A 14,792-nucleotide genomic window follows, 5' to 3' on the forward strand; every position below is an offset into this window, starting at 1 on the left:
TCAAGATGAAATCGCAGAAGCCCTTTATTCCAATGATGAAAACCATGAAGCACATACAAGCGTTTATAACGCTATGGCATGGTATGCAGGGGAGAAAGCAAGCCATGAATATGCAAATGCTATGGACAGCTTAGAAAGCGAATATGCGAAAGCGTATGAGTTCGATAGTTTAGGGGATGCAGTTGTAGAGCATTATGCAGGGGATAAGCTAGAAAACCCAATTTATGAGCTAGAAGAAAAACTGAATGATCTAAATATATCGGTAATCGGTATTGAAGTGGATCAGGATGACAAGAGCTTAACCTTTACAGCAACAAACCTTTTTGAAAGCCCTGAAACAAGTAATCTTGATATTTCAGTATCAGAAGATGGAATTAGTGTAACTAATGAAGCCGGTAAAGAAGTTCAATTTACCTTAGAAGAAACAGATAATGTATCTTCATATATTGCTGATAATACACTTGGCAAAGAATATGAAATGCAAGTTTATTCAGGTGAAAACCTAGATAAACTTGAACAAACTTTCCAAAGTCGTGACGTTGATGCAATTATGGATCAGGTTAATCAACTTGAAAACGGTAATGAAGTTTATATCAATCATGGTGATGAAGCAGTAGCTCATATTTCAATTGATGCCGGTGAAGCTAAGGCTCAATTTGTTGAATCCGATAAAGCAGAACATGCAGGACTATTTAATGCTTTAGAAAGCCAATCTAAAGAAATGGAGTTTTTTCATCTTCACGTTAAAGATGACACCAAGCAGGAAGTTAAGCAGGATAGCAAAGGAATGGAGCTAGATTGATAATAAGGTACATAATAAAAAAGACTGCAATTGCAGTCTTTTTTTTACAATTTAATTATGTATATATAATGACTTTAATAATATAATTATAATAATTATATAGGGAGTTTTATTATGATTAAGTACGATGTAAGCGGAACAAGCAATTCTATTCACCTTGATAAAGCAAATAACTTTATTGCTGTTTCATATTATGACAATAATTTAATTTCTATATTGGATTATAGAACAGGTCGGATCATTAAAGAATTAAAAACTGAATATTGTTCAGCATCAAGCAACTTGTTGGCAGGAAATGATAAATATTTCATTTATCAGTATTCAGCTAAAGAAATCGTAGTAGCAGATGCACGTACCCATGAAAAACTACATAATTTAAAAGTCGATCATTGTGGTGCTGTTAATTCAATTAGTTTGGATCAGGATCAATTGCTTATTACAGCAAACAAGAAGATTGGAAAGCATGATTTTTATTCAAATATTTTTCTTTTTGATTTAACAAATAAAACTGGAAAGACTTTCACGGATGGAACGAAATTTATTAAAAAAGGCATCATTAAAAATAATCATATAATCTGTTTTCATAATGAAATTGACAGTCATAACTATCTATCAATTAATTTAGATAGAGAAATAAAAGACTATAAAATATCAGATGGAGTGGCAGAGGATTTTAATATAATCAAAAGCAATGACAATTCTCTTTACTTTGTTTCAAGTATCAATACAGGTGAAAACCTAGTAAACAATATCTATGAAATTAGTCCTATCAGTGGATCATTATATCCAATTGAAAACAAATTCTTTAACTTACAGGTACAGACAGGCTATATAAACCATACCGGAAAGAGCTTTATTTTAGGATATGACAGCATGATCAAAAAAACGTGTTTATCAGTGACTAAAGGCTTTAATAGCAAGATTGGTAATACAATCTTAGGTGCAACCGTAATAACTGAATCAATTGCCGTTGATGATAAGTATTTTGCTTTTGGTGCGGATCATGTCATTTATCTTGTTGAGGTGTAAAAATGAGCAACATTAAAACACTAATTGCTGTCAATCATAATGCTTATTCAGCTTTAAAAAACAAAAATGATATTGAAGCAAAAATTGGTAATTATGAGTTCATAGGCTATAAACGTGACATGAAAAGCGATCATGGAGGGATAGCTTATTATAATCCGGAAGATAAAAGCGTAATTATAGCCCATAGAGGAAGTGCAACCTTAAAAGATTGGTTGAATCATAATCCTAGAATTGCGCTTGAAGTAATCGGAAAGCCAATTGAAACAATGGCAGACGTATCAGGAAAAAGATTCACTAACCAAATCCTAGAACAGCTTGACAAACAAGGAAATGAAATCGGATTGATAATCCAAAGTGGTCATAGTCTTGGAGGAAGAATCAGTCAAAGTTCACTAATTGAGATAACCGAAAACCTTAACTTAGAAACTAAAAGTCTTACTTTCAATTCAGCACCAATTAAAAACCCTACTGAGAGAGATTATAAAGAAGATCATATTAATTTAAAGTTATCAGGAGGAAGTATTTATAACACTGATTTAGTATCATCTTTTGGCACACAATTGGGGGAAAACTATAAAGTTATCAGTGATAAAATTGGCAACCCTATTACAGCACATTCATTAAAAAGTTTTGCTCATATTGAACGTGAAAGTAATCAATTTGTTTCAGATGACTTAGCAAAAATATTTAAGCATGTAAAAGATGGAAAATTGTATGCAGATTATCCAAAGGATTTATTATCAGTTGATAAATACTTTGAAGAAGAAAAAAATAAAACTATATACAGTTTAGGTAGTGAAGCTATTGGTAAAGGCATGATTTCTGATTCTGAGAACAAAAAATCAGGCGATAATAATGAAAAACAAACTTTTCATAATGTAGATTATAATGATCTTAAATTAGTTCGAGTTGTCAAAAATATTGATAACTTTAAAGCTGATGGAGATAATTTAATTATTGGTCAAAATCCAAATAAAGGAGAATCAATTAGAAATACACTTCATTTTACCTTGAATACAGTTGTTCAGGATCATGCGAACAGCAAAGGTCAATTTAGTGAATCAAAATATGCAATTGTGGCAGACCTGAAAGAAACAGCAGATAATAACAAAATTCATGGACTTTCACCGGTTGATACCTTTTTTTGGGGGGATAATTTAAAAGTTAAGCAACCAACTATATTTATGCCGGCAGGAGATCAGAAGATTGATCAATACTCTAATCAATTCGAGGTTATACAGTATCCTAAAGGTGATACCAAAGAAGAAAATTATAAAAATTTAAGTGTTGCCGTTGAAGATTATTTTAATAAGAAAGAATTGCCATTCAAAGAAGCTAGTCTATGGAATTGGAGTGGACACGGCATCACACCCGATGAAGAACAGAAAAAACTATCACAATACTTGGGAAGCACAGAAATGTTGCCGAAAAGTCACGATAGCTCATTAGATCGGCAAATTGAAAGTGCCAATGCTTCATTAGTAGTTATTAAACAGGATATGGAGCAAATAAAAACTGAAAATGATGTAAGTAAGTTGCCTTATTCAATTGGACATGAAATTGATGAAAGTAAAAAATTTATTACTGAGTTAATGAATCAAGTTAAGGAAACAAACCCCCACAGCCTAGAACATTATAGCTCAGTTCAAAGCCTACATAATGATTTAGAAAACCAATGGAAAGAAAAACTAGATTCATTTTACCAAGATATAAGTATTGCTACACCACCACCATTACCTAAAGAATATTTAGAGAGTGTAGAGCAAAATAAAATCGAACATTTTTGCTCAAGCATTGAAATTAATAATGCAGTAGATAAGCATTTTAGTTCTGATGGTGAAAATAAAGAGCGTAAATTTTTTATGACCCAAGAAGATGCCTTGAAGTTCTACCAAGAGAATTACAAGGAGATTGATCAGACAATAGACATGCAGAAAAATATACTTGGCTATTCAACTAAGGAAGATTTTTTGAAAGAAAGCCCATATTTTAGTGAATATGAAAAAGAAAATATTGAAAAAACTTTAAACAATCAAGCTAATGATCAGCAGAAAGAGATTCAAGCATCATTGGCAGGATATGCTTTAGATTCTACTATTTATGACCGCCAATTTTTTGCAGATATGCAGAAAGATATTGAACAAGACTATGAAAAAAATGAAGTCTATATCTTCTTATCTGATTCAGACAGTCAAACCGTTGTGTACCGGAGTGATATGTTCATGGACGATCAGAAGCATGAAATGCAAGTCGAATTGGATACCAAAGTTTTTGATCGGGTAGATCAAGTTGAAGATCATCTTGAAGCTAATGAAGCCCTGTTACAGCATAAATTTAATCGTTTAAATGTTGTTGATGGTCGAACAAATCCACAGGTATTAGCAGTTAAAGGAATGCTTCAAAACAAGCTAAACAATGTAAGAGGTGATCTTGCTGAATTAAAGCCGTTTCATAGCGTTACAGCAACACCGCTTGGAGCAGATAAAAACAATGTTATTCTAGTGGATACCAAGTCTAATAATTTATACAGTATCAGTAAAAATAAAATTGTCGGCACTGATATTGATTTAGATGATATTTTAAAGAATCATAAATCAGTTGAATTATTTAATAATGGTAACAAAATAGATACTAAACTGTCAGATAATACTTTGAATAATCAAGCAGATAATGATAGGTTGAAGTCTAAGAGTTCTGAAAGAAGTTTAGATTTAGATATTTAGGAGTGTTAAGTATGTGTTCAGGACATGATTCAAATAATGGCTATAATGGTCATAACAGTTATGATAGTGCTAAGGGCGACATGAAAGGCTTATTTATGTTAATTGTCTTTTTAGGCGCATCCATTGGTTTTTTATATGCAGTATCTTTTGTTCAAGAATTTATAAATAAGATACTACACTTTCTAAACTACTTATTTTAATAAAGATTTTGGCAAATAAAAGGCGTTTTACATAAACGCCTTTTTTATTATATAATGTTTGACATAAACGAACACATAATAGGTTTTAATATGAAAAAGTTTTCTAAAGCGTTATTTAAAAACTTAATTAATTCACCATACCATGAAATTTTGGCAACTCAAAGAGTAATGACTTTAATAGGAGATGATAGTACAAAAAGTGCTGAATTATCTGAATTTGTTAAACGCTATTTTTCGTGTGATTGGGGGGAAGATATTTTAAATGATCCGGAAGATTATGCTGTTAATAATTCTGCATTGTCTTATGGAGGACGTATTCTAGGTGTGTATTATATTGATAATATTAAGATATTCATTATGACAGGCTCACATTGGGAAACAACTCAAATAATGTTAGCAGATGAATATTAATTAGAGATTTTAAATTTACTTGATTCATTAAGATCAGGAAATAGGTGCGAAATAGGTAAAAATTATGAAAGTTGTAATCGCTGAGAAAAAATTAGTTGGTGAAGCAATCGCTAAATCAATTTTAACTAACCCTAAGAACAATAAAGGTTATATTTCTGACAATGACACCTTTATTACATGGTGCAGTGGACATTTATTGGAATTGGCAGAACCGGCATTTTACAATCCGGAATTAAAAAAATGGGATATAGCTAACTTACCGTTCTATATCCGTGAAGTTAAGCATGTGCCGGTTGATCGAACCAAAGAGCAACTTAAAGTTGTACTAGACCTCATTAAAAAGGCAGACACGGTATATCATTGTGGCGATCCGGATGACGAGGGACAACTAATTGTTGATGAAGTATTAGACTATGCCAATTTCAACAAATCAGTGAAGCGAGTTATTTTTAATGATAATAACCCTAAAATTATTGCAAAGGCTTTTGCAGAAGCGAAAGATAATTCAGAATACCGGCATTTAGGCTATAAAGCACTAGGACGATCATCAAGCGATTGGCATTATGGATTGAACCTTACAAGAGCATTTACAGTCGTTGAGCAACGTAAAGGATTCAATGACCTTTATTCAGTTGGTCGAGTGCAGGACGTAATTAAAGGACTTGTAGTTAGACGTTGCAGAGAAATTGCCGATTTTAAACCGCATGATTACTTTGTTATTAATTCTCTATTCAATAAAGATGACCAAGTAATTAAAGGCGCAAAATACCAAAACCTTTTAAATCCTGAATTAAAAGATACTGATAATTTAGATAGTGATAATCGAATTATTAGTAAAGCTATGGCTGATAAAATTAAACAATCTATTATTGATAATCCAAATTTTAAGGTAATCAATGTTCAGGTTGAAGATAAAAGTCAGAAGCCACCATTACCTTATAATCTATTAAAACTACAAATGGATATGTCAAGGAAGTTCAATATTTCACTTGACCGGACTTTAGAAATCACACAAGAATTGCGTGACCAATATAACGCTATCACTTATAACCGTTCAGATTGCCAGTATTTGAATGATGAAACTTATACTGAAAGCCCTGAAATTTTGGCTCAGATTGCAAATAATGCCAATATTTTTCAGGGAGCAGTTGCTAAAACTGATACCACCATTAAATCAAAATGCTTTAACACAAAAATCGTTAATGAACACGCCCATCATGCGATTATCCCAACATTAGATGCTTTTGACTTTGATGCACTGACAGACGATCAGAAGAAATGCTACCAACTCATTGCACGTTCATTTATTGCTCAGTTCTACCCGAACCATGATTATAAAGTTCAGACCGTAACTTTAGATAATGGTAATAATGACACATTCACTATCACAACAAAAAACGTGGTAAACAACGGATGGAAGAACCTATATAGAAATGACGTAGGCAATGAAGAAACGGAAGAAGAAGCTGAATATACAGAGCTTGATACCGTTTTACAGGTTGATGACATTTTATTAGCAAGCAATGCTGATTATGAAGCGAAAAAGACCACGCCACCAAGTTACTATACAGAAGCTACACTTGCCGGAGAGCTTACCAAAGTTGCCAAATACATTAAAAACCCTGAATTAAAGAAACTAATGATCGAAAAGGATGCAGGGAAAAAAGGGGAGCATGGAGGAATTGGCACATCGGCTACCCGATCTACAATTATTAAAGAGCTTTTTAATAAAGGCTTTTTGATTATAGATCGAAAAAAAATCATGGCTACTGATAAAGCATACAGCTTATATGACAAATTGCCGGATAATGCCAAATATCCTGACTTAACAGCGATATGGCACGAAGATTTAAGAAATGTTCGCACTAGAGAGGATTCTATTAATTTTGTGCAGAAAGTCATGCGCTCAGTTGCAGAAATGGTATCTGATTTAAAAAATCAATATGATAATATTGAAGTTAAGACATATAATTGCCCTACTTGCCAAAAAGAAATCCGCAGAGTTAATGCCGGTAAAAATCCTTTTTGGTCATGTGTCGGTTATAAAGATCAAAGTTGCAAATATACTTGTGATGACGATAATGGTGTACCAACTTTCCAAAAGGCTGAATATAAGCCTAAAAAGACAGTTAAAAAAACCAATGCAAAAAAAGGTTTTAGTAAGTATTAAACTTTGGTAATATCTAATCTGAATATCTATCTACTAATTTTAATCAATTAGATAATTGCCAAAATATCAACAAATGGAGTATGCAAAATGTTAGACCAAACAACTTTAAATGAGATTCAGAAATTAATTGGTAATATCCAAGATTCTGACACTCTTATTCAGATCAAGGCTTTATTAGACGTTAAATTAGAGGACGTTAAACAAGCTGAAATCGAACAGTTTGTCGCTAAAGCACAAGAGTTACAACGTAACTATGGTATTGAACCAACAGATTTAGCTACTGCATTGTCAAGCAATCGTGGCAAAGGCTTACGTGTTAAAGACAAATACCGCAGTAAAACTAATCCTAATAATGGTTGGTCAGGTCGTGGCAAACAGCCGGCATGGATTAAAGAATATCTTGATTCAAATCCGAACCATAAACTAGAAGATTTATTGGTTGATAAGTCAGCAGTTAATGCAGAAGCTAAACCGGAACAAAAGGCAGAAGCACCAAAGGCAGAAGCTAATAAGCAACAAGCGCAACAAGCTCCGGTCAAAAAATAATTTGATCATAATTAAAAGGCGCATTATGCGCCTTTTTTTATAAGAGGAATTATTATGCTGAAATCAATTTTATTTTTTTCATTTTTATTATTTTCAATTCAGAGCTATGCCTTTCATGGAAAGGTAATATCGGTATCCGATGGAGATACCATTACTGTAATCACCAATGATAAGAAACAATACAAAATTAGATTGCTACATATAGATGCACCTGAATCAAAACAGGCTTTTGGTAATCAAGCAAAAAAGGCACTCAGCAATCTAATTTATTCAAAACAGGTTTATATCCAAAGATCAGGAGTAGATCAATATAATCGAATACTTGGCACAGTTTATCTTGGTCAAAATAATATTAATAAGCACATGGTACATAGTGGCTATGCTTGGGCGTACCGCAACCGTTCAACCGATCCGAGCTACATACAGTTGGAAAGATCGGCTAAAGCTAATCAACGTGGACTATGGCAAGATAAAAACCCTATTGAACCTAAACAATGGCGAAAACTTCAAAACTCACAAAGGTAATTATGATGAAAACTTAGAAATCCAATCCCGTATCCATAAACATAAAACAGCAACGCCACGTACCCAAAAAAATACTTGGATAGTTCGACAGGCTCACTAACCAGGATTTTTCCGGCTACTCTTACAGAATCCAATCTAAAGCGATTTAAGAGCAAAAAGAAAAAGTATATACAAACACAAGGACACCACCTGAAATAAGCGATACAGCGCAAATGGTGAAGCTGTTTTTCCGGAAATCCAAAAAAAAAATCCAAAGTGACATAACCAAGCACATATTTTGCACAAATATATATTGTATGGTACGATACACTTTGTATTGAACGAAGCCGGCAAGTTTTCAAATTTTGCACCACTTGGAGTTCAATATTTAGGTCTAACCAATGGAGCGAACATGCAAATATATGTTGAATTACAAAATGCTTATGATCATTTTAATAAAACATTATTCAATGACAAATTAGATAGTTGCTTAATAACTTTACAGCGTCAAAAAAACACTTTCGCATATATTTCATATAATCGCTTTGTTTCTATTAATGATAATCAAGTTTTTATGCACGAATTGGCATTAAACCCTGAATATTTTGGCATTAAACCGTTAATTGAAGTAATGCAATCTCTATGTCACGAAATGGTACACCTCAATCAATATCAGTACGGTACACCAAGTAGAAAGACATATCACAATGCTGAGTTCGCAGAAATGATGGAAAACATCGGACTTATGCCTAGTGACACCGGCAGAATAGGAGGGAAAAAAACAGGTCAGAAAATGGCAGACTACCCGATACCTGATGGACGTTTTCTACACGCTTGTAATGATCTATTTAAAGATGGAAGCATAATTCAATGGTATGACCGCTATTTGCCGGCACACGCCACAGCAGAACGCATATACAGCGACCTACACTTCGCTGAAAGTCTAATTTCTCAGAACAGCGTACCATCATTATTAGAAGTACCGTTGATCAAAAATAATTCTATTTCAAAAATAAAAAAACCAAGTGCAGGAGCAGGAGAATCAACCAACCTGATTTTAGATGATGCTGAATCTAATCACACTGAATTGAGCATTCAAGCCATTCAAAAACCTAAAAATGCCAATAAAATTAAGTACACATGCAATTGTGGCAATAACGTATGGGGGAAAGGAGGACTAGATATAAACTGCAATTCATGCGGTACACAATTCATAGAAACAACCTAATTACACTAATCTTAATAATGGCTATTGTAATATTCTTTATAATGCTATATATAATATGGTACATAATATTTTTTCATGGTGCGAAAATGAAGAAACATTCAAAACTAAAAAGGAAGATCATAATTCCTTTGCTAATCGCAACAGCAAGCATATCTAATGTTGCTTGCTCAGTGAATCCAAGTGCAACATTCAGCAATCAAAATGCAAATGTTCATATATCAAAAAGCGGTGTGTCAGCGAATATTGGCACTTATTACAACCTTAATTTTTAGGAAGAAAAATGCCAATTCTATATTATGGTATTCACCCATTAGTGGCTATTATAGTTGCTTTAGTGTGGGCGAGCCTTTCAGTCTATATCTTTTTCCGTTTAGTTAATTCAAAACGTGCAACTAAAAATCACGCTTTTGGACTAATTGGATCAGTATTTGTTGTTGCTTTATTACTGTATATTTCAAATGACTTGCGTAAACCAATCACGGATCAGCAAGCAACTCAGTTAGATAGCTATCTTAGCACTAGCATTGAATACGGCAGTCTTGGCTACGAATTTCGTGACGCAATGGACAAACTAGCTGAAAGCAATGGAGTAGTCACAACAAGCGAACTTAGCTTGATCGGAGATCAGATATATACAACATATCTAACCAAGCACAATTGGAATCAGTTAGCTAAAATTTATAACGAATCTAACCTACCAAAAGACTTTCCAAATTAAACAAAAAAATACCGGACTAGCCAAATTTAGCAAGTCCGGTATAGGTGCGAATCACACTATAACATTTTTTAAGCCTAAAACAATCTGATTTACTGATAAAAATAAATCCACAACAAAATAATTACAGAGAATCCATTAAACCACCTTTCTTAAAGCAACAGACTTCGCTAGTTACTTCAAAAAAGCCGGTGCAGTTAAAAACCAAACATCAAACTAAATTAATACCATTACATTATCTTTAACATAACTATTAAACTAACAGCCGGATCAGCAGATATTAGAAACTTTCATACTCACAGCAAGTACAAACAATAAGACCATTATATCAATTAACACTACTTAATATTAACAAATTTAGCTACTTTTGCCCCACCACGCACCTTAGAGCTTTTAACCAAGACCTCCTTACCACTTTTTAATTTGCGAATATGTGATGCTCGATCATGTGGAGATTTAGCTGTACCTTGAATATTTCTGCTTTCGTACTTAAAAACCGTTTTAATTTCATCTAAAGACATATAATCCAAAGTAATATATTTGAACGAAGTTTTAATTGGCTGTGCTTTTCTTTTTTTCATCATTTTAGTTGGATGCTTAACTTCATATTTGTATTTTTTATTCAGCAACTTTTCAAATAGAGCCTTAACCATTGCCAAGATGATAAAAAACTTTCGTGAACGATCAACACCACTTGGATCAGAAGATGAAACAAAATTCTCAGGCGATCTTAGATTAATTGTATTTTGATCATAGATGATGATACCAACATCATTGTGAACACCTTTTTCTGACATAGTAAAGTTAATAAAAACCTCCTTTTCCTGTTTAAGAATATAAAGTCTTAATAACCGACCTTGTTCAGATTCAAAACTAACAACTTGATCAGGATATGGATAAAGAAAATCCAAATCAAACACTTCATTATTATTTTCGACTGAAACCCCACCAACAATTCTTTTATAGCTACTATCACTATCAGCCTTAACACCATTCTGATTTAAATAATCAAAATAGTTATTCAGTAATGGTAAAATTGAAAGCTGTATTTCATTAGTTACATTTTCAGCAATAAAGAAATGGTTTTTTGAATCCCGACTATCTGCTAATTGGCAAGCAGTCTTAAAACTATCAATCCCATTAGCTTGAGCAAATTTACTAAGAGCTTCAATCTGCATCATTTTGTTTTTGTTCATAATCGCACCTTAATTATGTTTTTGATTAAACAATATAGAATATTTTAAATTCTTTTAAATAAAATATCAAGCGACATAATCTATCCATAATCATTTATATAATCGCCTAAATAATCGAAATATAATAAAATTAAATCTCAATAGAACAACTTTGGTGCGAAAGTTATAATATAATACCTATAATCAACAAATGCACCGGATAAAACCACCACGCCCATTTACCGATCTTATTTACCTTGTATGGAGTTAAATCAATTCTACCTAGTGATAGTAGCAATGAAGCAAAAACACCGCTAAAACAGCCTATCAGCATTGAATAGACCCATATTGAACCAAAGCCAAGCGTACTTATCAATTCCATGTAATATTGAGCATTACAAGCAATAGCTAGTACAACCACCGCAGGAATAAACAAGTATTTAAGACTGCTATTGATATTTTTAAACATCAAGTAATATGCAACAATCAATAAAACACCAAGCAAACCAAATTGAAGCCTATCATTAATGAAATAACAAAATGCGATAATAGATGCAGGAGTTATATATTTAATGAGTGGATGAAACTTAATATTCATTGCTGAGATAATCAAAAGACCAAAAAACAATGTAATCATAATATTCATTGTTCCTAAATTTTGACCTTGTGACGCTAGTTGATATGGTATTTCTGAAATAACTGCAAATATAACCAAATTCTTAAAATAGCTTTTTAAGCTATCATATTTTTTATGGTCAAATATTTGTATTGCATTGTATGCCATAGCGCAAGCAAACATAATAAAAGCCCACCGACCAAATGCAATACAGATCAGTTGATAGTCCGGCAGGATATATCTCAGATGATCTATAACCATTGTTATTATTGCAATGATTTTGATCAGATCAATTCCCTTATTTCTATCAATAGTATTCATAATAATATACTTCAAATAATTATTCAGACTTAATAAAATCAACATTAATGTTTTTTTCAATATTTTTATCTAATATTCTATATGCCGAAATAAGCTCTTTAAATGTCAATTTACCATCACTTTTTATTAAAGATAACTGATTATCCAAATCAACTGACTGATAAATTTTAAACCTATCATCTGCTGAAAAACGTGCCAATATATCTAAATCTAAAGGAATTTCAGCCATAGCTTTATCCGCACAAGACTGTATTTCAGCAATTTTCTGTTTATTACTTATTTCGTAGTCAAATGACGTAGAATAAAGCCGACCCAATAAATCCCAACGCCCAACAGTAGAAACAATGTCACCTTGATTCAGCTTTATATCAGAACATTGTATTAATGCTTTATTTATTTCCCGATTAATACTATATGAGCTATCAGATACTTGTTTACCTACTGAATCTCGATAATCCACACTATAATCAGAACTTAAAGTTTTAGAAGAATCAAATACGTTAAAATAATGACTATCAATAACACTTTCATAAAGATTAAAGCCTAAAGTGTTACCCACAACAATACCGTTATCACGCTCAAAATAATCAAGACTATATTCATAATCATCAATACCGCTATCACAAGCAGACAAAGCAACTGAAATCCCAATAATCATTAATTTTTTCATAATCGCACCTTATCTATGTTTTTAAGAATATATGGATTATAAAACAATATTTAATAAACAACAACCACAACAATCAAATAACACACATATAATCACAATGATAATAAATGAGATAATCAATAAAACCATTTTAAAAATAATGTTATAATACTTAAACCACAATTGGAGGATCATAATGTTTTACTTTTTAATTCTTATAATTATAGCCGTTGGCTGTGTGTTTTTTTTCATAAAAAAAAATATGGATTCTAAAACCAAGATCAAAGAGTTTAAGTCCACCGCACCTATTGGAACAATCACGAAAAAGACTTCAATTTTATCTGAGTATGAAAAAGACTGTTATTCAATGCTTAAAGCAAATTTACCGGATCATATTGTACGAGAGTAAAAAAGTATCATACTGGTTTAATCTCAAGTCTTTGATTTTATGTGTCAGTATTTAAGCCATTAGAAAATAAAGATTCATACTAGGACTATTATTAATCTTGAAATGCACCGTAAAACGGTGCATAATATATTTTTAAATTTAAGTTAGGTTTAAATATCCATATCAAGGATTAAAAATGAAAATAAATGAAGCCCAAAAAATAAAAGAGAAGTACATCAAAGATCAAAAACAATTACGTGTTTTTTTTCTATCACTCATTACAATTTCTATTCTACTGATTGGTTTAGATTTTTATAATATAATTAATTTAGAAAAAATATTAGATCAACTCCCTTTTTATAACTTCACTAAGGAAGTTGCTAAAATATTTCAAATATAAAATTTGTAGTTAGGCAGTTCCATTGCTATGAGAAACCTATTTTTTACTAAATGCTGAATTTGAAAAAAAGTTAAATATCTAGGTAACTTATGAATATAAAAGATTATGAGTTTGGATATACTCCATCAAATTTAAGAATGGTATTAGCAATTAATAACTTGAAACAAAAAGAAGCAAGAGAAGTTTTAGCTAAAGGTAGAAATACATTTAGTCGTTATTTATATGATTCTGACAATATCAACCATGTAACAATGGCTCATTCCGATTGGTTGAAACTATTGCGGTATATAAAAAATAAAAACAACTTAGTATGAAACTTTATTACTCTCATACACATATAGTAATGTGCCAAGTATCATTCAATGCACTTGTCACAGCCAAATCAATGCAGTTAAGAGCAAAATTCAATAGGCTTTACACTGATTTTGTTGTCTTGGATCAGGAATTAAATGTTCTAGCTATTGTAGAACTAGATGACAAATCACACCGCAGACCCGATGTGATAGAAAAAGATATTACTAGAGATAAGATTTTAATTGATGCCGGATACAAGGTTATCAGATATAAAAAAATACCGACAGCAGAACTAATCAAGCACGATTTTGGTGTTAAACAGGATAAGCACCTAGAACCGGATTCAGTAAACTAAATTTAAGGCAAAAAAAAAGGGAATTATAAATAATTCCCTTTTTTATTTATTCACCATGTTCGATCAGCATACGAACCCTTGCTAGACCCAAGCAGAAACCTAAAGGGATCAGAAGAAAACCACCTATCCCATATAGATAAACCTCTGAAACACCAAAAAAAAGACAGACAATAAAAATAACAAACGCTATGGCTGTTATAATTGCACCTACTCTACCTTTTTCATTAATCTTATCTAATATTTGCTTATTACTTAACTCATTCATA

16 protein-coding genes are annotated in these 14,792 nt (G+C 32.0%); 12 read left to right on the top strand and 4 right to left on the bottom strand.

The genetic code is table 11. From position 1 onward, the window contains the following. From FTU67_RS12475 to FTU67_RS12515, 9 genes are all read left to right on the top strand, one after another. Positions 1–802: hypothetical protein (locus FTU67_RS12475; protein WP_180061805.1), on the top strand; the 802-nt coding region annotated here is incomplete at its 5' end. Positions 803–916: 114 nt separating this feature from the next. Then, positions 917–1,831 (top strand): hypothetical protein, encoded by a 915-nt coding sequence (locus tag FTU67_RS12480; RefSeq protein WP_180061806.1) that lies wholly within the window; start codon positions 917–919, stop codon positions 1,829–1,831. A 2-nt stretch (positions 1,832–1,833) separates the two neighbouring features. After that, positions 1,834–4,554, top strand: a complete 2,721-nt coding sequence (locus FTU67_RS12485; RefSeq protein ID WP_180061807.1) for a hypothetical protein — start codon at positions 1,834–1,836, stop codon at positions 4,552–4,554. A 290-nt stretch (positions 4,555–4,844) separates the two neighbouring features. Further along, the gene (locus FTU67_RS12490; RefSeq protein ID WP_180061808.1) at positions 4,845–5,165 is read left to right on the top strand and encodes a hypothetical protein; all 321 of its coding nucleotides are present in this window, start codon (positions 4,845–4,847) and stop codon (positions 5,163–5,165) included. Between the two features lie 64 nt (positions 5,166–5,229). Further along, positions 5,230–7,335 carry a DNA topoisomerase gene (locus FTU67_RS12495; protein ID WP_180061809.1) on the top strand — a complete coding sequence of 702 codons (2,106 nt, stop codon included), beginning with the start codon at positions 5,230–5,232 and terminating at the stop codon, positions 7,333–7,335. Between the two features lie 87 nt (positions 7,336–7,422). Continuing rightward, positions 7,423–7,881 (top strand): H-NS family nucleoid-associated regulatory protein, encoded by a 459-nt coding sequence (locus tag FTU67_RS12500; RefSeq protein ID WP_180061810.1) that lies wholly within the window; start codon positions 7,423–7,425, stop codon positions 7,879–7,881. A gap of 54 nt (positions 7,882–7,935) precedes the next feature. After that, positions 7,936–8,406: a thermonuclease family protein gene (locus FTU67_RS12505; protein ID WP_257221863.1), complete on the top strand. Its 471-nt coding sequence runs from the start codon at positions 7,936–7,938 to the stop codon at positions 8,404–8,406. A 391-nt stretch (positions 8,407–8,797) separates the two neighbouring features. Next, entirely contained in the window at positions 8,798–9,613 is an 816-nt protein-coding gene (locus FTU67_RS12510; RefSeq protein WP_180061811.1) for a SprT-like domain-containing protein, read from the top strand. A gap of 280 nt (positions 9,614–9,893) precedes the next feature. Then, a complete protein-coding gene (locus FTU67_RS12515; RefSeq protein WP_180061812.1) occupies positions 9,894–10,331 on the top strand; it encodes a hypothetical protein in 438 nt (145 codons plus the stop codon). A 335-nt stretch (positions 10,332–10,666) separates the two neighbouring features. Here the strand turns inward: FTU67_RS12515 and FTU67_RS12520 are convergent, their stop codons facing one another. The 3 genes from FTU67_RS12520 to FTU67_RS12530 all read right to left on the bottom strand — a co-directional run bounded on the left by FTU67_RS12520 (position 10,667) and on the right by FTU67_RS12530 (position 13,110). Next, a complete protein-coding gene (locus FTU67_RS12520; RefSeq protein WP_180061813.1) occupies positions 10,667–11,524 on the bottom strand; it encodes a hypothetical protein in 858 nt (285 codons plus the stop codon). Positions 11,525–11,687: 163 nt separating this feature from the next. After that, positions 11,688–12,440 (bottom strand): TraX family protein, encoded by a 753-nt coding sequence (locus FTU67_RS12525; RefSeq protein WP_180061814.1) that lies wholly within the window; start codon positions 12,438–12,440, stop codon positions 11,688–11,690. Between the two features lie 19 nt (positions 12,441–12,459). Further along, positions 12,460–13,110, bottom strand: coding sequence for a hypothetical protein (locus tag FTU67_RS12530; RefSeq protein ID WP_180061815.1), 651 nt, complete (start codon positions 13,108–13,110; stop codon positions 12,460–12,462). A 563-nt stretch (positions 13,111–13,673) separates the two neighbouring features. Between FTU67_RS12530 and FTU67_RS12535 the strand changes: the two genes are divergently transcribed. From FTU67_RS12535 to FTU67_RS12545, 3 genes are all read left to right on the top strand, one after another. Next, complete coding sequence (locus FTU67_RS12535; protein WP_180061816.1) at positions 13,674–13,877, top strand: hypothetical protein; 204 nt, start codon at positions 13,674–13,676, stop codon at positions 13,875–13,877. A gap of 89 nt (positions 13,878–13,966) precedes the next feature. Further along, a complete protein-coding gene (locus tag FTU67_RS12540) occupies positions 13,967–14,191 on the top strand; it encodes a hypothetical protein (protein ID WP_180061817.1) in 225 nt (74 codons plus the stop codon). Then, the gene (locus FTU67_RS12545; protein ID WP_180061818.1) at positions 14,188–14,526 is read left to right on the top strand and encodes a DUF2726 domain-containing protein; all 339 of its coding nucleotides are present in this window, start codon (positions 14,188–14,190) and stop codon (positions 14,524–14,526) included. Before FTU67_RS12540 ends, FTU67_RS12545 begins: the two co-directional genes overlap by 4 nt. A 46-nt stretch (positions 14,527–14,572) precedes the next feature. On the opposite strand, the gene FTU67_RS12550 is transcribed toward FTU67_RS12545, so the two are convergent. Beyond that, positions 14,573–14,791: a hypothetical protein gene (locus FTU67_RS12550; RefSeq protein ID WP_180061819.1), complete on the bottom strand. Its 219-nt coding sequence runs from the start codon at positions 14,789–14,791 to the stop codon at positions 14,573–14,575. Position 14,792: the final 1 nt, after the last annotated feature.

Origin of the sequence: Acinetobacter sp. YH12132, assembly GCF_013418645.1 — a bacterium.
Classification (GTDB): domain Bacteria; phylum Pseudomonadota; class Gammaproteobacteria; order Pseudomonadales; family Moraxellaceae; genus Acinetobacter; species Acinetobacter indicus.